This is a genomic window from Bacillus sp. B1-b2, from assembly GCF_009183415.1.
Classification (GTDB): Bacteria; Bacillota; Bacilli; order Bacillales; family Cytobacillaceae; genus Niallia.
This window is the reverse complement of the sequence record NZ_WEHU01000010.1, coordinates 64,295-86,008: the sequence shown is the minus strand read 5'-3', so window position 1 is coordinate 86,008 and position 21,714 is coordinate 64,295. Positions and strand designations below refer to the sequence as shown.

20 protein-coding genes and 2 other annotated features are annotated in these 21,714 nt (G+C 35.0%); of the genes, 11 read left to right on the top strand and 9 right to left on the bottom strand.

The annotated features are described in order from the left end of the window. Nucleotides 1-16 precede the first annotated feature (16 nt). Nucleotides 17-1,195, bottom strand: coding sequence for a DHH family phosphoesterase (locus F9279_RS11645; RefSeq protein ID WP_152113181.1), 1,179 nt, complete (start codon nt 1,193-1,195; stop codon nt 17-19). 163 nt (nt 1,196-1,358) lie between these two features. Further along, complete coding sequence (ileS, locus tag F9279_RS11640) at nt 1,359-4,445, bottom strand: isoleucine--tRNA ligase (protein ID WP_152113179.1); 3,087 nt, start codon at nt 4,443-4,445, stop codon at nt 1,359-1,361. 100 nt (nt 4,446-4,545) lie between these two features. Beyond that, nucleotides 4,546-4,790 (bottom strand) — a binding site (T-box leader). A gap of 172 nt (nt 4,791-4,962) precedes the next feature. On the opposite strand from ileS, the gene F9279_RS11635 reads away from it, so the two are divergent. Beyond that, nucleotides 4,963-5,391, top strand: coding sequence for a DUF2871 domain-containing protein (locus tag F9279_RS11635; RefSeq protein WP_152113177.1), 429 nt, complete (start codon nt 4,963-4,965; stop codon nt 5,389-5,391). Between the two features lie 26 nt (nt 5,392-5,417). Here the strand turns inward: F9279_RS11635 and shc are convergent, their stop codons facing one another. Next, a complete protein-coding gene (gene shc / locus F9279_RS11630) occupies nt 5,418-7,307 on the bottom strand; it encodes a squalene--hopene cyclase (protein ID WP_152113175.1) in 1,890 nt (629 codons plus the stop codon). Nucleotides 7,308-7,500: 193 nt separating this feature from the next. Then, nucleotides 7,501-7,715: a binding site (T-box leader), on the top strand. 116 nt (nt 7,716-7,831) lie between these two features. Here shc and aspS point away from each other — a divergent pair. The 3 genes from aspS (at nt 7,832) to F9279_RS11615 (ending at nt 10,723) form a co-directional block, all read left to right on the top strand. Beyond that, the gene (gene aspS, locus F9279_RS11625; protein ID WP_152113173.1) at nt 7,832-9,130 is read left to right on the top strand and encodes an aspartate--tRNA(Asn) ligase; all 1,299 of its coding nucleotides are present in this window, start codon (nt 7,832-7,834) and stop codon (nt 9,128-9,130) included. Between the two features lie 117 nt (nt 9,131-9,247). After that, nucleotides 9,248-9,718 carry a flavodoxin gene (locus F9279_RS11620; protein ID WP_193224556.1) on the top strand — a complete coding sequence of 157 codons (471 nt, stop codon included), beginning with the start codon at nt 9,248-9,250 and terminating at the stop codon, nt 9,716-9,718. A gap of 120 nt (nt 9,719-9,838) precedes the next feature. Then, the gene (locus tag F9279_RS11615) at nt 9,839-10,723 is read left to right on the top strand and encodes an SMP-30/gluconolactonase/LRE family protein (RefSeq protein WP_152113169.1); all 885 of its coding nucleotides are present in this window, start codon (nt 9,839-9,841) and stop codon (nt 10,721-10,723) included. A gap of 168 nt (nt 10,724-10,891) precedes the next feature. Here F9279_RS11615 and F9279_RS11610 read toward each other — a convergent pair whose 3' ends face one another. Together F9279_RS11610 and F9279_RS11605 are read right to left on the bottom strand one after the other, a co-directional pair. Further along, on the bottom strand, nt 10,892-11,305 hold the full coding sequence (locus tag F9279_RS11610; protein ID WP_152113167.1) for a universal stress protein: 414 nt from the start codon (nt 11,303-11,305) through the stop codon (nt 10,892-10,894). A 20-nt stretch (nt 11,306-11,325) separates the two neighbouring features. After that, complete coding sequence (locus F9279_RS11605; RefSeq protein WP_152113165.1) at nt 11,326-12,780, bottom strand: SulP family inorganic anion transporter; 1,455 nt, start codon at nt 12,778-12,780, stop codon at nt 11,326-11,328. Nucleotides 12,781-12,925: 145 nt separating this feature from the next. On the opposite strand from F9279_RS11605, the gene F9279_RS11600 reads away from it, so the two are divergent. After that, nucleotides 12,926-13,465 (top strand): recombinase family protein, encoded by a 540-nt coding sequence (locus F9279_RS11600; protein ID WP_152113164.1) that lies wholly within the window; start codon nt 12,926-12,928, stop codon nt 13,463-13,465. Nucleotides 13,466-13,526: 61 nt separating this feature from the next. Here F9279_RS11600 and F9279_RS11595 read toward each other — a convergent pair whose 3' ends face one another. Continuing rightward, nucleotides 13,527-14,285, bottom strand: coding sequence for a MurR/RpiR family transcriptional regulator (locus tag F9279_RS11595; protein ID WP_152113162.1), 759 nt, complete (start codon nt 14,283-14,285; stop codon nt 13,527-13,529). 181 nt (nt 14,286-14,466) lie between these two features. Here F9279_RS11595 and F9279_RS11590 point away from each other — a divergent pair, with 181 nt between their 5' ends. From F9279_RS11590 to F9279_RS11575, 4 genes are all read left to right on the top strand, one after another. Further along, nucleotides 14,467-14,769, top strand: coding sequence for a PTS sugar transporter subunit IIB (locus F9279_RS11590; RefSeq protein ID WP_152113160.1), 303 nt, complete (start codon nt 14,467-14,469; stop codon nt 14,767-14,769). A 79-nt stretch (nt 14,770-14,848) separates the two neighbouring features. After that, nucleotides 14,849-16,195, top strand: coding sequence for a PTS sugar transporter subunit IIC (locus F9279_RS11585; protein ID WP_152113158.1), 1,347 nt, complete (start codon nt 14,849-14,851; stop codon nt 16,193-16,195). 15 nt (nt 16,196-16,210) lie between these two features. Then, nucleotides 16,211-16,447, top strand: coding sequence for a hypothetical protein (locus F9279_RS11580; protein WP_152113156.1), 237 nt, complete (start codon nt 16,211-16,213; stop codon nt 16,445-16,447). Between the two features lie 209 nt (nt 16,448-16,656). Further along, nucleotides 16,657-17,628 (top strand): rhodanese-related sulfurtransferase, encoded by a 972-nt coding sequence (locus tag F9279_RS11575; RefSeq protein ID WP_152113154.1) that lies wholly within the window; start codon nt 16,657-16,659, stop codon nt 17,626-17,628. A 55-nt stretch (nt 17,629-17,683) separates the two neighbouring features. Here F9279_RS11575 and F9279_RS11570 read toward each other — a convergent pair whose 3' ends face one another. Beyond that, nucleotides 17,684-18,298, bottom strand: coding sequence for a TetR/AcrR family transcriptional regulator (locus F9279_RS11570; RefSeq protein ID WP_152113152.1), 615 nt, complete (start codon nt 18,296-18,298; stop codon nt 17,684-17,686). Nucleotides 18,299-18,530: 232 nt separating this feature from the next. Between F9279_RS11570 and F9279_RS11565 the strand changes: the two genes are divergently transcribed. Next, the gene (locus F9279_RS11565) at nt 18,531-19,289 is read left to right on the top strand and encodes an SDR family oxidoreductase (RefSeq protein ID WP_152113150.1); all 759 of its coding nucleotides are present in this window, start codon (nt 18,531-18,533) and stop codon (nt 19,287-19,289) included. A gap of 47 nt (nt 19,290-19,336) precedes the next feature. Here F9279_RS11565 and F9279_RS11560 read toward each other — a convergent pair whose 3' ends face one another. Then, nucleotides 19,337-20,026, bottom strand: a complete 690-nt coding sequence (locus F9279_RS11560) for a metal-dependent hydrolase (RefSeq protein WP_152113148.1) — start codon at nt 20,024-20,026, stop codon at nt 19,337-19,339. Between the two features lie 153 nt (nt 20,027-20,179). Next, complete coding sequence (locus tag F9279_RS11555) at nt 20,180-21,073, bottom strand: dihydrodipicolinate synthase family protein (protein WP_152113145.1); 894 nt, start codon at nt 21,071-21,073, stop codon at nt 20,180-20,182. Between the two features lie 140 nt (nt 21,074-21,213). On the opposite strand from F9279_RS11555, the gene F9279_RS11550 reads away from it, so the two are divergent. Next, the gene (locus F9279_RS11550) at nt 21,214-21,660 is read left to right on the top strand and encodes a hypothetical protein (protein ID WP_152113143.1); all 447 of its coding nucleotides are present in this window, start codon (nt 21,214-21,216) and stop codon (nt 21,658-21,660) included. Nucleotides 21,661-21,714 lie beyond the last annotated feature (54 nt).

The window sequence follows — 21,714 nt, the reverse complement described above, 5'->3', positions numbered from 1 at the left end:
GTCAAAAGACTGCTTTTTATTTATGATGCTTTACATAATCCATTACATATCGAACATATTTATCATCTCTTGCTAACCAAACACCATGGTTTCTTCGTAGGAAAATTTCTCCTTGTAAGAAGGTAGAGAAGGTTTGAGATAATTTTGTTTTTCTTTGGTTAATGGCCCACTGATTTCTACTTACTTGATATAGGAAGAAGATTTCATCCTGTTTATTCTCGTAAAGTGTACCTAGTGGGGATTCTTTTTTATTATATTCATTTTTCCTTGGATCTTCTCGTAAAGGCTCTAGATTAAAGGTATCTAAGCAGTAATTTTGATAGGCCTCTTGTGTTAAATTACAACCTGATGCTTTTACGTGGCCACCACCACCATAAGTACCAGCGACTTTAGATACATCCACATGATCATGTATCGTTCTAAAACCTAGTTTTTTTCCACCAATATTAACAATAGCTATGTAATCTAGATGAGGATATTCTTTCCCTAGTTCATTTCCTAGCTCAGAGTGGTATTGTTCTGCATAAACAACTCCAGCCATTAATCCATCTATCTCTTTCTGTACCAATTCTCTTCGCTTACGGCGAATATAACGCTCAATTTTCTTTTCTTCCATGTCTAGAATTTGAGCTTCTAATTCATCAAAGTAAAAGTTCTCACTAGTTTGAAGTCGTAGTACCATTTTTTCTACAAACTCATCAAAAGAAATAAGGTAGAAAAGGGAATTTAATCTCTGTGCTTCGAAATTATTATTTTTTTCCCAATCCCACGTATCATATTGTCTTACAAGTTCCACAAATTGAGCTATGGAATTAGAAGGAGTTAAGTAATGATGCTTCACAAGGTAGTCATATAGAAGAGAAGTGGCGCATGTTAAGGTACCTTCTTCTTCAACAGATACATAACCCCATTCAAAGTCATTTAAATGTAGGGCTGTTTTATGGTGGTCAATTAACTGCACCTTGCCCCCTTTTTTATAATAGTCATCTAAACGTATCGTATTCTCTTCATTAACAGATAGGTCTGTTATGAATAGAAAGGTGTTTTCTATCTTTTGGTCAAGGAACTTTTCAACTTCTTGGTTAAGGAAAGAAACAGAATTATATCGAACTTCAACAGCATCTCCGAAAGCAAGCTTAGCAATAATTCCGCATCCTACTCCATCTAAATCATTATGTGATAATAGTTTGTACATTTTTTTCACCCCTGCCCAATAGTATAATCTAATATGGAAAAAATAGAACCAGTTATGCACTATTTTCTCCATAAAAGAAGAGTTAATAACAGAAGAACACAATAGAAAAAGAAACTGTCTCAAGAAAGACATAGTGCCTAAAATCCTGAGACAGCAAATAATGTTATTCTTTTAATCCAATATATATATCATTCCCATTAATTTGAACATGTTGCATATTTTCTATTTCCTCAAAATGAAGCTTGCGGAGAAGAACCCCTTTTTCCAGTAAAAACATATATTCCTTCACAGCATCTAAGAAGAAAGAAGATCCGTGTATATATAAATCAATACGAGCTTCAACAGGCAATTTTTTTTGTTTTCGCCAATCTTGGATCGTACGAATAAAGTCTCGTACCATACCTTCTTGTTTTAGTGCTTCTGTTAGGGAGATATCAAGCAATACGGTGAAGTTCTTGCTCGTAGCCTCACTAAACCCTGGAATCGTCGTTTCCTTTTGAAGCATAATATCAGCCTCTGTCAAAGTAACACTCTCTTTATCTTCTAGTAAAAGAGTTAAATATCCTTTATTTAAGTAAGAGTTTATTTCATCCTGACTTACAGCCTGTATTTTCTTATTTACTTCATTAACATGTTTTCCGAGTTTTGGTCCAGCATTCTTAAAATGAAGCTTTAAGGAATGTTGGACAAATTCATTGGAGGAATTTGCCCACGTAATCTCTTTTACATTTAACTCGTCTTTTATGACGGAATCAAAGCTGTTTAAGTCTACAGGAAGGTTAGAAACAATAATCATCTTAGAGAGAGGTTGCTTAGTCTTCCGTTGATGCGTGTGGCGAATGCTTCTTCCTAACTCTACCACTTCTCTTACCATTTTCATTTTATCTTCCAGTTTTTGATCTATCATTTGCTTATTAGTTTTTGGCAAATCGGATAAGTGAACACTCTTTCCTGTTAACGTTAAATAGATATCCTCAGAAGTATATGGGATAAAAGATGCAAACATTTTTGCTAAGTCAATTAATAGCTCGTAAAGTGTTTGAAAGGCAGAGATTTTATCTTCAGACATGCCTTCACTCCAAAAGCGTTCGCGGTTTCGTCTAATATACCAATTGCTAACCTCTTCTAGTAACTCCCCTAGATGTCTTGCAGCATTTGTTAGCTGATATTTTTCCATCTCTAACTTACTTTTTTCGATGGTAGAATGAAGTCTAGAAAGAATCCATTGATCCATTATGTGTAAGCTCTTGCTGTTGTGATCATTAGGCTTGAATCCATCAATTTCAGCATACATGGTATAAAAGTTAAATAAACTATTTAACGTATCCACTATTTTGGATTTTGCTTCCTGTACATTCTTAGCGGAAAATCTTTTTTGGTTCCATGGAGCACTATCTGCTATGAGAGCCCATCTAAGAGAATCAGCTCCATATATTTGAATTAGCTCTACAGGATCTAAGGCATTGCCTTTACTTTTAGACATCTTTTGGCCATGCTCATCTAATACATGTCCTGTAGCTAATACGTTTTTATAGGGTGCTTTGCCTGTATAAAGAATGGAAACAGCAAGTAGGGAATAAAACCAACCACGAGTTTGGTCAATACCCTCAACAACTACATCTGCAGGGAACTGTTGTTTAAACATCTCCTCATTTTCAAAAGGGGTATGATATTGAGCAAATGGCATAGAACCACTGTCAAACCATACATCAATAACTTCTGGTGTACGATGCATTTTGCCATTGCATGATGGGCAATCAAACGTTAATTCATCTACATATGGCTTATGAAGTTCTATTTCTTCCAAGCTTGAATTCGCATATTGCTTTAATTCTGCCATGCTTTTTGGTACCAATTCTTTCTTACAAGATGTACATTGCCAAACATTAAGTGGAGTTCCCCAGTAGCGATTACGGCTAATATTCCAATCTACTAATCCCTCTAAGAAGTTTCCAAAACGACCATTTTTAATATGATCTGGATACCAATTTACTTCTTGATTACGCGCTATAAAATCATCTTTTGCAGCTGTTGTTTTAATAAACCAGCTTTCTGTAGCATAGTAAAGGAGTGGAGTATCGCAACGCCAACAATGTGGATAGGAATGTTCGTATTTTTCCTTATGAAATAACAAACCTTTTTGGTGTAGCATTTTAATAATCTGTACATCCACATCACTATCTTTTACAAATTGTCCTGCTAAAGGGGTAACTGTTTCTTTATAACGCCCGCCTTCATCAACTACATGTACAAAAGAAAAACCATTATCCTGAATTAAGCGATAATCATCTTCTCCATAAGCAGGGGCAATATGAACAATTCCTGTTCCGCTGTCATTTGTTACAAATTCACCATGAAGAATACTATGTCCTTTCTCCACCTCAACAAAAGAGAAAGGAGGTTGGTAGGAAAGACCAACTAAAGCCGATCCTTTTACTGTTTCTATTACTTCATAGTCTCCTTTAATTACTTCATGCAGTAGTTCTTTCGCCACAATATATGTTTCCAATCCTACTTTTACGCGAGCATAATCAAGATCTTGATGAACAGCTAATGCTACATTTGCTGGTAATGTCCATGGAGTTGTTGTCCAGCCGAGTACATATTCATTTTCTTTATCTGTTAGCTTAAATTTTACGGTAGCACTTAAATCCTTCACATCTTTATAGCCTTGTGCCACTTCGTGTGAGCTTAAACTTGTTTGACAGCTAGGGCAATAGGGAGAAACACGGTGCCCTTTATATAGCCATCCTTTATCATGTATAGTGCCAAGGATATTCCAGACGGATTCTATATAATCATTGCTCATCGTCATATATGGATGGTCCATATCTACCCAGTAGCCTAGCTCTTTCGTGAATTCACGCCATTGTTTTTCATAGGAAAAGACGCTTTCTTTACATTTTTCAATAAAGGGTACAACACCATATTCTTCAATTTCTTGTTTTCCTGAAATTCCAAGTGCTTTTTCTACACCTAATTCAACAGGAAGTCCATGAGTATCCCATCCAGCCTTTCTAATAACTTGCTTCCCATTCATCGTCTGAAAGCGAGCAATAACGTCTTTTATTGTTCTTCCAAGTGCATGCCCTACATGGGGAAGGCCATTAGCAGTTGGGGGACCTTCGTAGAAAACAAATGACTCCCGATTTTTTCTCTGTTCTACTGACTTTTGAAAAACTCTTTCTTTTTCCCAATACTGGAGAATCTTTGTTTCTTTTTCTCTATGTGTTTCTTTTTGTTTTTCCATCTTTTCATACCTCCATAAAGTTAGGGTACATTCCTTTATAAACAGATGGAGTATGACAGTAGTAACAGTTTAAGGAAAACAAAAAACACCCGTCCCTATATAAAGGGACGAGTGTATATTCATAACCCGCGTTACCACCCAAATTCTGCAAGATAGACTTACAGCGCTTAGTCAACGTACCATCATACGTGTTCCAATTAACGGTGGACATCCGTCAAGACTTACTGCCTTTTCAGTCTTGCATCTCAGAGATGATGTTTCCGAAAAGCTTTCCTTACTGGCTTCCACCGTACCCAGCTCGCTAAAAGGGAATCAAGTCGTACTTATTCTCTTCATTGATTTCTATTTTGCTATTGGAATGTTTTGTATACTATAACATCTTATTTCCAGAAGTTCAAGTGACATGCACCTATATCAGTGTATGAAAAGAAAGGGAAATACATAAATCAGACATAGTAGGAGGTATGCTGTTTTGATAGAATAATAGTAAATAGTTCGGTTGAAAGGGTGGATAAGCATGAAGAAAGTACTTAATATAGCATTCTTCTATGCACTGCTTGGGTTAGTAAGTGGTGTTTATTATCGTGAGTTTACAAAAATGCAGCATTTCACTGGAGAAACGCAATTATCTGTCGTACATACTCACTCATTTGCTTTAGGAATGATTATTATGCTCATTGTGTATCTATACTGTTACACAATGAAGATACACACGGTGGGGAATTTTAATGCTTTTTTCTATTTCTATAATAGCGGTGTTATTTCAACTATCTGCCTAATGTTAACAAGAGGTACCCTACAGGTATTAGAATACGATTTATCAAGTGGGTTGGATTCTATGATTTCAGGTATTGCTGGTCTTGGGCATATTGCTGTTACAATAGGTATTGTTTTATTCTTTTTAGTTCTAAGGAAGAATCATGCAGAAAATGTGAAGATAAAGTGAGAATAGGGAATTCCCTTTCTCATTTTCTATTTACTCCATTTCTTTACATAATGAGAAAGAGCTATTAATGGAAATATTTTATTGTAGCTATGGTAGTAAATATAAAATTGCCCGGGCAATCCAATCCCTGTAGGATAACGAATAGAAGCATCCTTTTTGTTAGCAGCTATTAAATAGTTAACGCCTTTTTCTACTTGTTTACTTTTCCATTCTCCTCCTGCAAGTAATGCGTCTATTGCCCAAGCTGTTTGAGAGTCTGTGCTAAAGGTTAAGGGGATATAGATTAATTTTTCACAGCTTTGACAGGATTCTCCCCATCCTCCGTCTTTTAGTTGAATGCTCTTTAGCCAGGTTAAAGCTTTTTGAATAGCTGGATGAGTTTTTGCTACTCCGACTGCTATCAATCCTGTTATAGCAGCCCATGTTCCGTAAATATAACAAACTCCCCATCTTCCATACCAGGAGCCGTCCTCTTCCTGATGATCTAGCAACCAATCGACACCTTGCTTAATATGAGGATGATCCTTTTTTAAATTAGCAAAGTTCCCTAAATACTCTAAAACTCTTCCCGTTAAATCGGCAGTAGAAGGATCAATAGCCGCATCCTTTGCATTTTCAATAGGAACATAGTTTAGTATCTCCCAGTTTGTATTTTTTTCAAAAGCCCCCCACCCTCCATCTTTATTTTGCATAGAAAGAAGGTAATTCGTTCCTTTTTGCCATGCCTCTTGAACAGTAGAAGAGATAGTAGCTGATTTTGTTAATGCACGCAGAGTAGCAGAGGTATCATCATTGTCAGGGTTATTTGTATTGATATGAGAAAAACCCCACCCTCCAGGGCTTGTGTTCGGATTATGAATATGCCAGTCTCCTAATCTTGTATGTTGTTTACTCAAAAGGTAGGTAGTAGCTTTTTTTACCGTTTCATTTTGAGGAGAAAGATCAGCTTGTTGAAGAGTATAGCTAATTAAGGCAGTATCCCAAACGGTGCTAGTTGAGTTTTCTAAATGAGCATGTGTTCCTTTTTTATCAATAAGGCCACTTAGACCTGTTAATGCATTCTGTATAGTAGGGGATTCTTTTTTGTAGCCAAGTGCAAGTAAGGCATAAATCATAAAGAAGGTAGAGCTTGCATAGCTGTAAAGTGTTCCATCTTCTTCTAATCTTTCTAGCATATATTTCTCTGCATATTGAAAGCCTAGGTGATGCAGGTAGGATGGGAATTTTCCAATACGTTTCATTTCTTTCCATAGAAAGGAGATGGGTGATCGTTCATTCTCAAGCTGTGCATAGGAAGGATACAGTTCCTCATTTCTACTATAAAGATGGTCTACATTTGGTCGGTTTTGACTGTTTAAAGAAAATTTTTTGTTAGCAGCTATTAATATAGGAATAAAATGAATTCTTGCGTATGCACTAAATTGATAGAAGTTAATTGGTTGGAAGGTAGGTAAAAGTAAGAATGTCATAGGTATATAAATCATGTGTGACCAAGGATAGAGCCCATTTACGGAAAGCATCCACTTAATCATAAAGTGAGCTTTGGCAATTCCTCCATTTTTCTGTATAAACGATGCCGCCTTTTTCATTAGCGCATCTTCTTTTTGATAATAACCAGAATACAACAAGGCAGTATAAGCTATGACAGTTGCAGAAAGATGTCCATTAGGTTCATCGGAGTATGCCTTCCAGTAGCCTTCTTTATGCTGAGTGGATCGTAAGGATTTAGCTAGTGCTTGCACATTCGGTTCTTCTGTATGAATGTCTAATGCTCTGATGGTGATAATAAAGAAAGCATCGGTCATTAAACTACCTTGAAAACGAAAACGAAATGAACCGTCTGTATGTTGAAGCTTCTGTAGCTGAGTTATCCTGCTATCTAATTCCTTTCTTACTAACTTTACAGTATCATCCATTTCCATCACCTCTACCAAATATTTTCTATATAAAATAAATATGCGACTTACAAGATGAGTATTGATAATTAGAGAAAATGAGACCATAAAAAAGTAGACTGAAATTTATTATGTGGAATCTTTACATTAATGCCAAAATTACGGTTGTTTTCTAAAAGAGAAAAGCATATAATATGACATAACTTAATGGAACGAAAAAGCGTTGATCAAAAAGAGTATCGTGAGAAGTAGATCAAAAGAGAGCAAACAGTAGCTGAAAAGTTTGTGTTCTTGCCTTACGAGAAAGACATTTGTAAGTGTTACCTTGAACTAGAATGATGTAGAGGTAGCCGGTTATCTCCGTTAAAAGATACAAGTGGTTCTTTGTTAGAACAATTTGGGTGGTACCGCGGATAATCCGTCCCTTTTTTAGGGGCGGATTTTTTGTATTTTAATTATTCATTTAAGGAGGTGAGTACCATGGATGGTGATGATGATGATAATAACGATAAAAATTTCATTAAATTAATAGGAGGAAGAGAACAATGGAGCAATCAAAGGAAAGGGTGCTCATCTCTGAAGCTCAGGTACATGTTGGAGAAACTATTGTACTAAAAGGGTGGATAAAGAAAATACGACAGCTTGGTAATATTGGATTTTTAGTGCTAAGGGATCGAACAGGCACGATTCAGTGCGTGTTAGAGAATGAGCAGAATAAGATAAAATTAGAGAAGGAAAGTGTAGTGGAGATAACAGGGGAAGTAGTAGAAACAGATAAGACCGAGGTGGGTGTAGAGGTATTAGTCTCAAAGGTAGCCATCTTTTCGAACGCAAAGGTAGTCCCTTTTGAAGTAAATAAAAAACACTTAAACGTTGGATTAGACCACCAGTTAAACCATCGAGTACTCTCATTAAGGCATGAACAGATACAGGCCATTTTTACGATACAAGCCATGTTTGTAAAGAGCTTTACTGATTTTATGAATAGGCAAGGCTTTCAACAAATCTTTACACCAAAAATTGTTTCTCAAGGCGCAGAAGGAGGAGCAAATGTGTTTACTTTTCCTTACTTTAAGAAACAGGCATATTTAGCACAATCTCCTCAATTTTATAAGCAGATGATGGTAGGAGCAGGTTTTGAACGTGTTTTTGAAGTTGCACCTGTATTTAGAGCGGAAGAGCATAATTCATCTAGACATTTGAATGAATATACTTCATTAGATGTAGAGGTTGGTTTTATTGAGAATGTTGATGAGGTAATGGAGTTAGAGAGAAGGGCTTTAGAATATATCTTCGAGAAAATAGGAGAATATTGTAAAAAAGAACTAGCTTATTTTAAAGTAGAAATACCCAATGTGAAGGAAATACCGAAGTTAACCTTAGAAGAAGCACAAGTAATTCTAAAGGATAGGTTTCACAAGGATTCTCCTTCAGGTGATTTAAATACAGAAGGAGAAAAGGTAATAGGACAGTATGTGAAAGAAAAGTATAAGAGTGATTTTGTTTTTATTACTCATTATCCAAAAGAGACAAGACCAATGTATACCATGCCAAGTAGACAACATCCTGGTCTAACAGAATCTTATGATCTTTTATATAATGGTACGGAAATTACATCTGGAGGTCAAAGAATACATGACCAAGCAATGCTGCTAAAGTCTTTTAAAGAAAAAGGACTAGATCCATTAGAATTTAGCTCCTATATTCAAGCATTTGCATACGGCTTCCCTCCCCATGGTGGATTTGCTATTGGTTTAGAGAGAATGATTATGAAATTTTTACGTTTAGGCAATATCCGTGAAGCAAGCGCCTTTCCTAGAGATTGTGAGCGATTAATACCATAGTAGGCTAATAAAAGAGAATGTGTAGCACATTCTCTTTTATTATAATTGACAATGATAATCGTTATCATTTAAAGTTAATAGTATAAAATTAATTCATAATCATCGAGAGGTGTTTAAATAATGAATGTATTAATAGGTTTTGCAAGTATGTCAGGAAACACGGAAGAAATAATGGATATTATAAAAAATCAATTAGAAAAGAAAGGCTGTCAAATCAAGCTGGAAGAAATAGAGACGTTAAATGTACAGGACATTCCCAATTATGATTTGGTCTTAATAGGAAGCTATACTTGGGGTGATGGCGATTTACCTTATGAAGCAGAAGAATTTTATGAGGACTTAGATAATGTTGATTTAAAAGGAAGCATATGTGGATGCTTTGGTTCAGGAGACACTGTATATCCTGCTTATTGTCAAGCAGTGAACTTATTCTCTGAAAAGCTACAAGAGCGTGGGGCTAATGTTTTTGAAACATTGTTAAAAATTGAATTCAGCCCAGATACTAGAGAAGAGGTGGAGGAATGTGAAAACTACGCAAATTCCCTTTACCAGTGGGCGGAACAAGAACTGATTATAAGTCGAAGGTAAACCTTGTTCATACTAATTCCATCATTTTGTATCTCTTTTTCCAATGAAAATATGTTTTTCTTCTCTTTGTTCAGGGTAAATAGATAGATAAAAAGAAGAATCATCATTGGAGGGGATAGCATGAGTAATGAAATCGAACTAGTTATAGATGCTAAAATGCAGCTAGGGGAAGGGCCATGCTGGGATTGGAGAAACAATATGCTTTACTATGTAGATATTGAAGGGAAAAAAATACATATGTACAATCCGAGCATAGATAAAGAACGAGTTCTTCAATTAAAACATCAAGTATCTGCTATTGTGCCTTCTATTAAGCAAGATACTAGATTTGTGATTACATTAGAAAATGGCTTTCATACCATTAATATTGAGAAAAATGAATTACGATACATAGCTGATCCAGAGCAAGGAATAGAGGATAATCGTTTTAATGACGGTAAATGTGATGCATTTGGTCGTTTTTGGTGTGGAACAATGAACAGAAAAAACAAATCTAAACATGCTGCTTTATATTGCCTAGATAAGGAAGGAAATCTAACAAAAAAAGTGGAAGACTTGACTATCTCCAATGGTCTTACCTGGTCCTGCAAAAATGATTATTTATTTTTAATTGATACACCATCTCAAAAGGTAACGAGATATGAGTTTGATTTAGAGACAGCTAAATTAGGTAAAGCAAAAGATGTTATTGATTTTTCTAAGGAACTCGGGTCTCCAGATGGAATGACGATCGATAAAGAAGGTATGCTATGGATTGCTCATTTTGGTGGTGGGAGAGTATCTCGGTGGAATCCTAATAATGGAGAGAAGCTTAGCGAGATTGTAGTACCTGCTCCAAATGTAACTTCTTGCACGTTTGGTGGGAAATTATTAGATGAACTGTATATAACAACAGCAAGGAATGGATTGGATGAGAAGCAACTAGAAAAATATCCTCTGTCCGGAGGCTTATTTAAAGTAAAGCTAGATGTACAAGGATTGAAGGCCCATCTATACCATTTGTAATGAACTGGTTTCTTACTAGTTTATGCATGATATACACTCATTCATTCGATTTACCAGATTTGAACAGTAGACATACCAACTAATTATTTTTATTATAAAATACACCATGTGAATACAGCTTTTAACATAAAGAAGTCTGTATCACCCATTGATACAGACCAAATTTTTTTATTTTACGACTAGTACCGGGCATTTAGCTCCCTTTACTACTTTATGACTAACACTTCCTAAAACCATTTCTTGAAAAGCATTTAGACCACGACTCCCAATTATAAGGATGTCAAAAAGGTTATTATTTGCAAATTCTACAATAGTTGGTCCAGGGTCACCATGAACAACCTGTACCTTATAGGAAATATTTTCTGTTTGCAGAAACTCTTCTGCTGATAGAATTTTTTGCCGTCTTGCTAACTCTATTTCTGACTTTCCTTGTGCATGAAGTACATCATTCTTCGATTGAGCATAATCAACTACATAAATAATGGTCACCATAGCAGTTTCGGATGCAATTTTACAAGCTTCTTCTGTTGCCCTTAAAGAGTTTTTGGATCCATCAATAGCTAATAGAATAGAAGAGTACATGGTGTAATGCTCCTTTCAAATTAGTGGTTGGTAAACTTAGCCTTAGCATTTTCAAAAACAGCAAGCTTATCTACAAGCTTTTTACTTGCGGAATTTAAGCCAGTAATATTTACGGTATTTTGATTTTCTTTTAACTTTAGAACAATTTTATCAATAGCACCTACTGCAGAGTCATCCCATACATGGGCTTTTTGAAAATCTATCGATATATGCTGATTTGTAATGCTGGTATCAAATGCTTGCACAAAGCTATCAACAGAAGCGAAAAATAATTGACCTTCAATTTCATATTTGTTGTTAGCTTGTTTTTTAACCGTAACGTTTGAAATCTTAGAAGCAAAGAATACTGCACTCAGTATAACCCCAGCAATAACACCGATAGACAGATTGTCAGTTGCAACGACAATTATAACCGTGACAAGCATTACAAGCGCATCTGTTCGTGGAGCTGTTACAATATATTTGAAAGAAGACCAATCAAATGTCCCAATACAAACCATTATCATAATTCCTACCAGCACGGGCATTGGTATTTGGACAACTAAATTACCTAATACTATAATGAGGAACATTAAGAAAGCACCTGCTATAAAAGTGGAGAGTCTACCTCGGCCACCAGATTTCACATTAATAACAGATTGACCAATCATGGCACATCCAGCCATTCCTCCGAAAAATCCTGTCACAATATTCGCGATACCTTGCCCTCTTGCTTCACGATTCTTGTTACTTTCCGTATCTGTTGCATCATCCACAATAGAAGCTGTTAATAAGGATTCAAGAAGTCCAACAACCGCTAGAGCGATAGAGTAAGGAAAGATTATGGAAAGTGTTTCAAAAGAAAAAGGAATATCTGGAATAAAGAAGGAAGGCAATGACTGTGTGATTTTTCCTAGATCTCCGACTGTTGCTACTTGCACATTTCCAAAAATAGTTACTGCTGTTAAAATAATGATAGCAATCAATGGTGCAGGAACTACTTTAATAAATCTTGGTAATATATAGACAATTAATAAAGTGATAATGACAAATAGATAAGTCATATAATTGACACCAATTAAGTGTGGGACTTGTGCCATAAAGATTAGGATAGCTAAAGCATTGACAAATCCAATCATAACGGCTCTTGGAATAAATTTCATTAACTTAGCTATTTTGAATACACCAAATAGTATCTGAATGATACCAGTAAGAATGGTTGCGGCAAATAAATATTCTAGGCCATGATCTCTAACTAAAGGTCCCATTAAGAGAGCCATTGCTCCAGTAGCAGCTGAAATCATTGCTGGCCTTCCACCTGTAAAAGAAATAACAACCGCCATTGTAAAGGAAGCATATAATCCTATCATTGGATCCACACCTGCAATAATAGAGAAAGCAATTGCTTCTGGTATAAGGGCTAATGCAACGACCATTCCAGATAAAATATCTCCTCTTACATTACAAAACCATTCACGTTTTATTTTTTCAATCAAAATTTTCACCTCTAGTTTATTATGACTAATAAAAAGAAGTCTATCATGAGTTTTCCTAAAAGGGAATACTTTTGGGAAGTTTTTTACAAAGAATATATTTCAATTTATAATAAAGGAATATATATGGAAAGTTGGGGGCTTGAAAATGATTATCGGTTATATGAGGCCTACAAATGAAGACGTTAGCTGTGAGAAACAAAGAGAAATGATAGATCCTTTATGTGAGAAAATAGTTCAAGAGGAACATGATTCTGCTAAAAATCGAAATGCTTTAGCAAATATCCTTACAAGTATCTCAAAGGGAGATAAAATTGTTGTACATCGATTATTTACATTGGCTGATTCAAGCAGGCATTTATTGGAAATATTGAATGAGTTGGACCAAAAAGAGGTATATATAAAGGTGCTTAATGAGGAGATAGATACAGAGCAAAAAGCCGATTATCCCTTATCTAGAATGCTTCAATACTTAGTAGAATTTCAAAATGAAATCATTCGAGAAAGAACAAAAAAAGGAATGGAATACGCAAAGAAACATGGTAAGACAACAGGAAGACCTAGAAAAACAGATGAAAATGTGAAAAAAGCTATTGAGATGTATCAGTCAAAGAAGTACTCTTTAAAAGACATTAAAGAAGAAACAGGAATAAGTAAGTCTACTTTGTATAGGTATTTGGAAAACTAATTACTATTTTTATCATACTTATGTAACTAAAACACGAGGGCTTTCCCCTCGTGTTCTTTATTCAAATGGAATAATCGGAATTCATTTTTGTGTTTTCTAGTTGCTTCTTTTTTATTTTGTGAGCGCTTTCTTCTAATATGTACATAACTGGCATTTGAGAAGTTATATTGGATTCTCCGATAAATACTTCTGTAATGTAGTAGGCAATATTAATGTCAGAAATTTTGGCAAGCATACAATTTTTACTATTTGTAATACTGATAATATTACAGCCTTCCATCTTCAGCTGATTCGTAAGGTTTAAAGTGTGATCTGTTTCACCTGACACAGAAAGAACGATTGCTGTACTTTTCTTTAACTCCTTGCTATTTATAGGATAAAAAGGGTCCTTAATATAGGTGGAAAATGTTCCAAGGCTTGAAAAGTATCTTGCGCCATATTCCGCTAATATTCCTGAACTTCCTATACCTACAAAAATCACTTTGTCAGATTGAAGAATCATATCAGCTGTTTGTTGGATATACTTTTCGAAGTTTCCTTTCATGGTTCTCTCTAAAAACTCTGATAAGTAATACTTAGTTGATTTTAAATCCTCTTGATCATTCCTGTCTAAGAGCATTTTTAGCTTGATTTTAAATTCGGAAAATCCTTCACAGTTCAATTTTCTACAAAATCGCAAAATACTAGATGTAGAGACGTGCGTAGCATCTGATAATTCTCTAATACGCATGTAAATAACTTTATCCATATTCTTGGTGATGTAATTATAGAGTAGCATCTCTAGATCATTAAAGGATTGAATCATTTCGTTTGTGAACAAATTTTCTCCTCCCAATCTACTAAGCTTCCTATTTTATTATAGAACATCCTGTTCCTTATTTGGAACAATTTCCAACTTTAGAAAAAAGATTCTAAGTATGTATAATCTGTTGTAAAAATTTTGAAAGCGTATACAATTTAATGGAGAAGAGGTTACTCTTCCATCAAAGGAGGGATTGTACGTGAAGAAGTTATTATTAGTTTGTGCTGCAGGTATGTCTACCAGTTTACTTGTTAATAAGATGAATGATGCCGCTAAAGAAAAAGGGATTGAAGTAGAGATATTTGCATTGCCAGTATCGGAATGTCAGAAAGTGGCACATGAAGTGGATGTGGTTTTATTGGGGCCGCAAGTAAGATACCAAAAGCCGCAAGTAGAAGAGATAATTGCTGGAAGAGTGCCTGTAGAAGTAATTGAAATGAGAGCTTATGGCACAATGAATGGTAAAGCAGTATTGGATCGGGCTTTAGAGCTAATGGCTTAAGTGGAAAAATTGACATCATAGATGAACCTTTATTATAAAAATTGCGTTGCTTAAGAAATATGACTTAGGGGGATTATTTATGGGATTTATGGCAACTTTTGAAAAGTTTGCAGAGAAATCATTAGTGCCGGTTGCAGCAAAATTGAATTCACAGAGACATATAGTTGCTATCCGTGACGCCTTTATTTTATCTTTTCCAATTACGCTTGCAGGTTCTTTAATTGTCCTTTTAAATTTTGCTGTTTTAGCGGAGGATGGTTTTATAGCCAAGATTTTATTTTTGCATAAACTATTTCCTAATTTAGCAGATTTACAATCTGTTTTTTCTCCTGTTTTAAATGGCTCAGCAAATATACTGTCTATGTTTATTGTATTTTTAGTCGCCCGTAATATGGCCATTTCGATGAAGGCAGATGAGTTATTATGTGGATTGACTGGATTATCCGTTTTCTTCATTATTTATCCTCCATATACAGCAGTAGAGGGAACGAACTTTTTAACCACACAGTGGGTAGGAGCTCAAGGGCTGTTTGTTGCCTTACTCGTAGGGCTTTTAGTAGGAGAGCTTTTTAGCCGTTTGTCTAAATCAAAAAAATTACAGCTGAATATGCCAGACTCCGTACCACCAGCTGTTTCTCGTTCGTTTAAGGTATTATTTCCTATTATTATAATTACTGTGTTGTTTGCTATTGTAAACGCTTTAATTAATGCGGTTTATCCTGAGGGACTTCATGCATTAATCTATTCTGCTATTCAAACTCCTTTAAAGCATTTAGGAACAAATATTGTCTCTTTAGTTATATTAGCTATTGTATCAAATCTACTCTGGGTATTTGGTATTCATGGACCTAATACAATTGCTGCAATTCGCGAGGCCATGTTCGCAGAGGCAGGTTTAGAAAATCTTAACTTTGTTGCAGAGCATGGTACAGCTTGGGGTGCACCATATCCTGTTACATGGGCAATTAATGATGCCTTTGCTAACTATGGGGGCTCTGGAATGACACTAGGCTTATTGATTGCCATATTTATTGTGGCCAAACGTCAAGATTATAAAGATATTGGAAAGTTATCTCTTGCACCAGGGATATTTAATATAAATGAACCGATTATTTTCGGGTTACCTGTTGTATTAAATCCGATCTTAATTATTCCGTTTATTTTTGTACCTGCTATTAACATTATTATTGGGTATGTAGCTATTACGACCGGTCTGATTCCGCCAATTGCTTACTCTGTGCCATGGACAACACCAGGACCACTTATTGCCTTCTTAGGAACTGGAGGAAATTATGTAGCCTTACTGCTTGGTTTTGTCTGTTTGGCTGTATCAACACTTGTTTATTTACCATTTGTTTTGGCAGCAAACAAGGCGAATACAGCAAGCTATGGAGGGAAAAAGAGCGATTCAGATATCTCTGCTTAAACTTTGGGGGTAAGAATGAATCAGTATACTATTCAATTTTCTTGTGGGCAAATTAATTATATTCAAAAATTTTTTGCGGATTACCAAGATGCCTTTGTGACAACAAATAGTGAAATGATAAGTAAACTAAGAGCGAACATCTTAGTGAAAACCAAACTTCAGAAAGAGGAAGCACAAAAGTATCTAGAGAAAATATTTAAACAATCCAAATATGGTTGTGCTCTGCACTTTAGCACAGAGATAGTTGATTGAGCTTAACCTTACAGGTAAAATATACTTCTTTCTTTTTAATCTATAGTACTTTATAATTAATATTGTTTAAGCACAAAAGAGATTTCATCTATTTGAAGTCTCTTTTTGTATTTGTTCGTAATTGGATTGAGCAAATGGATTTTTACTATAAGCAAGTTTGTTGTATAGTTAACTATAGAATAAATTGAAAAGAATAGGATGTTGAGTATATGAGCAATAAACCATATAGAGTATTACTATATTATAAATATGTAACGATTGAAAACCCAGAAGAGTTTACAATGGAGCATTTGGCTTTTTGTAAAGAGCTAGGGTTATTAGGAAGAATATTAGTTTCCTCTGAAGGAATAAATGGTACGGTATCTGGAACAGTAGAACAAACAGATAAATATATGGAATTCTTTAAACAAGATCCACGATTTGCAGATACAATCTTCAAAATTGATGAAGAAGATGGACATGCCTTCAAGAAAATGCATGTACGTACTAAAAAAGAATTAGTTAATTTAAACTTAGAAAATGATGTAAATCCTCTTGAAACAACAGGTAAGCATCTAAAGCCAGATGAGTGGCTAGAGCAAATGCAATCTCCTGATACCGTTATTATAGATGCTCGAAATGACTACGAATTTGATCTAGGTCATTTTAGAGGAGCAATTAAACCTGACATTGAAACATTTAGAGAACTGCCAGAATGGATTAAAGAAAACAAAGAGATGCTGGAAGGAAAAAAAATCCTTACTTATTGTACAGGCGGCGTACGTTGTGAAAAATTCTCTGGTTGGTTATTAAAAGAGGGCTTTGAGGATGTATCTCAATTAGATGGCGGTATTGTTACTTATGGAAAAGATCCAGAGGTGCAAGGAGAACTTTGGGATGGTCAATGTTATGTTTTTGATCAAAGAATAAGTGTACCAGTTAACCGCAAAGAACATGTAGTTGTAGGACGTGACCTTTTCTCAGGGGAACCTTGTGAAAGATATGTTAACTGTGCAAATCCAGAGTGTAATCGTAAAATGCTTTGCAGTGAAGAAAATGAAGAGAAATATATGAGAAGCTGTAGTCACGAGTGTCGCACACATCCAAGAAACTTATATGCAAAAAAACATAATCTAACACCAGAAGAAGTAGAAGTAAGAGCAAACGAGATTTTGAGCTGGGAAGAGAATAAAGCTATATAATACAAAAAGGACTTATTTGGGGATTAACCATCAAATAAGTCCTTTATCTATTTTGCTAAGGGTGTAGTGCTTTATTCAAGATTCTTATACTAGCTGGGTGGGAATGCATAGTATGAATTATGGTAAGTAGTTGTTCAGCCATATATTCAGTAGGATAGCTAAAGTCTTCTTTTATCCATTCTTCTAACATACCTATAATAGCATTTGTTTGATAACTGACATATAAATTTCTATTAATTTTAACATCCTCTATAGTATTTTCAAGATCTTGAGTAGCTATTTCTTTTAATGTTTGATATATACGTAATTTATAATCCTTTAAGGAATCCAATGTGAAAACAAGTTTATAGAAAGTAGCGTATTTTAATACATGATCAAATATTTTAATAGATGAAGAAGGGAGACTATCAATATGAAATGTACGTAGATGTAAATAAGGAAAACGATAAGCAAAGATAAGGTCCTCTAGTACATCATTTGCTAGATCCTCCAACAAATCTTCCTTCCATTGATAATGTCTGTAAAAGGTGCCTCTATTAACATCAGCAAGTTCCACAATATTAATAATGGTTATGTCTTTCAATTCCTTTTGGTCCATAAGAGTTATTAAGGCATTTTTCAATGCTTTCTTTGACCTTCTTACTCGTCGATCTGCATGAGATTCCTTCATTCTCCATGTAACCTCCCTTTTTTCCTTGATTAGGTGAAGAAGTTGCTGAAAATTAGAATAAGAAAAAAGTAGTTATTGAACAAATATTATCTACATTGTACTTTAAGAAACATAATGCAGTATATTGCTGATTGAATAGACTCTATAAATAAAATTATACTATAAATGTGAAAGTCATACTATTTTGGAAGAAAAAATGGTAGCGATTGCAAAAAAAGAAGGGGGTAAAAGCATGAAGTTACAAGATAAAATTGCTGTAGTTACAGGTGCTGCTTCTGGGATGGGGAAAGCTATTGCTCTTACATTTGCTAAAGAAGGAGCTTGTGTTGTAGTTTCCGATTTAAACGAAGATGGTGCAAAAACAACTGTTACAGAGATAGAGGCAATTGGCGGGAAGGCTATTGCTCTAAAAACAAATGTAGCATTAGAAGAGGATATTCAGCATTTAATAGACACTACTGTTAAAACATATGGAAGAGTAGATATTCTGGTGAATAATGCAGGAATAATGGATGGAATGGAGCCTGCAGCCGATATTGTAGATGAGAAATGGGATAGAGTATTCGCTATTAATACTACAAGTGTTATGCGCTCGACACGCAAAGTGTTGCCGTTATTTTTAGAGCAACAAAGTGGTGTGATTGTAAACATTGCTTCAGCAGGTGGATTATATGGAGCCCGTGCAGGTGCGGCTTATACAGCTTCTAAACATGCAGTTGTTGGATTTACAAAGAATACTGGGTTCATGTATGCAGATAAAGGGATTAGATGTAATGCAATTGCACCAGGAGCCGTCATTACAAATATTAGTAGCACAATGACGAATATAAACGAATACGGAGCAGCGAAGCAACAACTTGGTTTAGCGCTTAATCCAAGAGCGGGAAGTGCAGATGAAATTGCTAAAGTAGCACTATTCTTAGCATCAGAGGATTCTAGTTTCTTAAATGGAACGGTTGTTACAGCAGATGGAGGCTGGACAGCTTATTAATAGATAAAAAAGGAGGAGTACCTAGCATAGGTATCCTCCTTTCCTTATTATAGCTCTATTGATTCCCCTATTTCTAATACTTTTCCTTTAAATCCTAGCTGCTCTAATTTCTGTACAAAGGCATGTGCATCTTGCTCAATTGCAGGAAATGTATTGTAATGGATAGGAATAATTAATTTTGCTTGGTACCATTCAGCTGCTTGAAGAGCATCCTCTGGTCCCATTGTATAATGATCGCCAATAGGTAAGAAGGCGATATCTATGTTATGTCTGTCCCCAATGAGTTTCATATCACCAAATAGCCCAGTATCTCCAGCATGGTGTATCGTTTTTCCTTCTGCTTCAATGATATATCCTGCGGGCATTCCACCATACAAAATGTTTTTATTTTCTTCATCTATAATCCCAGAGCTATGAAAGGCATGAGTCATTTTTGCCCTAGCATACCCTAAATCAAGCGTTCCACCAATATTGATTCCAATGGTTTCTGCCCCTTTCCAAGACATGTAGGCAGCTAGCTCTGGATTAGCTACAACAGGGGCTTTATTTGCTATAGCAATAGGAGCTGCATCAAGAATATGATCCATATGAGCATGTGTTAGGAGAACAGCATCTACTTTTATTTCGTCTACTTTAACTTTAGCGGCAGGATTACCGCTAATAAATGGATCAATAATAAGAGATTTTCCATTTGTATTGATTTCAATAGTTGATTGACCATGATAAGTGATTTTCATAAGATCAGCTCCTTATTCTCATTAATCAGTATGCTTACCTAAATTTTAGCTTATCGTAATCAGATTGGTACTGCCAATTATATGCTTATTCTAGTTTTCCCTATTAACAGAAATGAATAACATATATGCTCATTTTTTGTTAAGTACAGGAAATCATTTATTAATATCAGTCAAAGTATCCATGAAAGCATGAATCTCTATTTTCTCTTCTTGGTTTAAAGAAGATAAAGGAGAGCGGCATACCTCCAAACATATTTGTTTTTCTTTCAGTAAATATTTAATAGTGCGTAACATTCCCCTTTCTATGATGAATTTTATTTTGGGATGGATGTTAGAGAATGCTGATTCTGCTAGCTCCCATTCTTGTTTTTTTAAATAGTTTACGAATTGTTGCATTTCTAGTGGAAAAACGTTCCCGATAATACTAGTAATGCCATCATAGCCATTCTTCATATTATCTTGTATATGTAAATCAAATCCAGTTAAAATCGTAAAAGAGGGGCCAAGCTTTTGCTTAACTAACAGAGCATTATCGGGATCACCGGCCTCTTTTAACGCAATAATTTGTGGGAAATCATCCACTAGCTTAAACAAAGTTTCTAATTCTAAATTAAACCCAGTGCGAGCAGGATTATTATAGAGCATAATGGGTAGTTCGGTTACATTACATATTTGTTGAACATAGGAATAAGCTTCTTTTTGACTGATATGTAAATAAGGAGGAAAGCCAAGCATCATACCATTCAGTTTTGCTGCTTGAGTAGCTTTTGCTAGTTTTAGAACATCACCTGTCCTTACAGCAGCAACACCTCCTATAATAATTATGTCATCTCCTGAAGCTTTTCTTACTTCTTGATACAATGTTATACGCTCTTCAATAGACATAGAATGTTGTTCTCCTGTTGATCCACTTACTAATAGAGCTGGAACATGGTTTTTCTTATAGTAATCTACTAAAGTATGGATGCTTTGTACTGCTAACCCTTCCTGCTGATCAAAAGGCGTTATCATTGCAACACAATAAGATACAAAAGGATTTCTAAACATTATTAAACCAACTCCTCCAAAAAAAGATTATAATGGAAATATTCAAATTTATTACACTACATACGTATCAATGTAACTTCTACCATGTTAAATATCAATAGAATAAAAAATCATATATACAGGAGAGGGGATAAATCGTAATGGTTAGAGTAGCGTTAAATTATGCAATTATGATAGAACAGGTGAAACAAAAGGGGTATAAAGAGTCAGAAATCATAAACGCTTTAAAAACTCAGGATATGGAATTTTTTGAAGAATGCGGAAATGGGTTGCCGAATTGGGAAACACTTCATTCCTATTACGTAAAGAATGAAGAAGCTGTGAGAAGCCTTATAGCAGGAGATTATGAAATTACTTTTCTAACAAAAGGAACTTTAAAAAGATTGTTACATATAAAATATGGATTGACGGAGGGAAAGGATTTTGAAGATAAAGGAGAAGTTTTAGTAAATCTCACTTTAAAAAAATCGAAATTTTCCTCTCTATCTTCTGTACTTGCAAAGAATTGGTCTATTATCATAGTAAAAGAAGACTCAGTTCATGTGACATTTAATATAGAACTAGCGATAAAATCAGGTAAAAGATAAGGAAGTATTCAGCTTGTCGATAAACACCTAAATGGAGGAAGAACTAGCAAAACA

Excerpts from the sequence above, each read along its gene's own strand:
- F9279_RS11600 (WP_152113164.1), top strand. The coding sequence starts at position 12,926 with ATGATTATCGGTTATATGAGGCCTACAAATGAAGACGTTAGCTGTGAG.
- aspS (WP_152113173.1), top strand. The coding sequence starts at position 7,832 with ATGGAGCAATCAAAGGAAAGGGTGCTCATCTCTGAAGCTCAGGTACAT.
- F9279_RS11575 (WP_152113154.1), top strand. The coding sequence starts at position 16,657 with ATGAGCAATAAACCATATAGAGTATTACTATATTATAAATATGTAACG.
- F9279_RS11610 (WP_152113167.1), bottom strand. The coding sequence starts at position 11,305 with ATGTACTCTTCTATTCTATTAGCTATTGATGGATCCAAAAACTCTTTA.
- ileS (WP_152113179.1), bottom strand. The coding sequence starts at position 4,445 with ATGGAAAAACAAAAAGAAACACATAGAGAAAAAGAAACAAAGATTCTC.
- F9279_RS11570 (WP_152113152.1), bottom strand. The coding sequence starts at position 18,298 with ATGAAGGAATCTCATGCAGATCGACGAGTAAGAAGGTCAAAGAAAGCA.
- shc (WP_152113175.1), bottom strand. The coding sequence starts at position 7,307 with ATGGATGATACTGTAAAGTTAGTAAGAAAGGAATTAGATAGCAGGATA.
- F9279_RS11555 (WP_152113145.1), bottom strand. The coding sequence starts at position 21,073 with ATGTTTAGAAATCCTTTTGTATCTTATTGTGTTGCAATGATAACGCCT.
- F9279_RS11580 (WP_152113156.1), top strand. The coding sequence starts at position 16,211 with ATGAATCAGTATACTATTCAATTTTCTTGTGGGCAAATTAATTATATT.
- F9279_RS11635 (WP_152113177.1), top strand. The coding sequence starts at position 4,963 with ATGAAGAAAGTACTTAATATAGCATTCTTCTATGCACTGCTTGGGTTA.
- F9279_RS11645 (WP_152113181.1), bottom strand. The coding sequence starts at position 1,195 with ATGTACAAACTATTATCACATAATGATTTAGATGGAGTAGGATGCGGA.
- F9279_RS11560 (WP_152113148.1), bottom strand. The coding sequence starts at position 20,026 with ATGAAAATCACTTATCATGGTCAATCAACTATTGAAATCAATACAAAT.
- F9279_RS11615 (WP_152113169.1), top strand. The coding sequence starts at position 9,839 with ATGAGTAATGAAATCGAACTAGTTATAGATGCTAAAATGCAGCTAGGG.
- F9279_RS11565 (WP_152113150.1), top strand. The coding sequence starts at position 18,531 with ATGAAGTTACAAGATAAAATTGCTGTAGTTACAGGTGCTGCTTCTGGG.
- F9279_RS11550 (WP_152113143.1), top strand. The coding sequence starts at position 21,214 with ATGGTTAGAGTAGCGTTAAATTATGCAATTATGATAGAACAGGTGAAA.
- F9279_RS11585 (WP_152113158.1), top strand. The coding sequence starts at position 14,849 with ATGGGATTTATGGCAACTTTTGAAAAGTTTGCAGAGAAATCATTAGTG.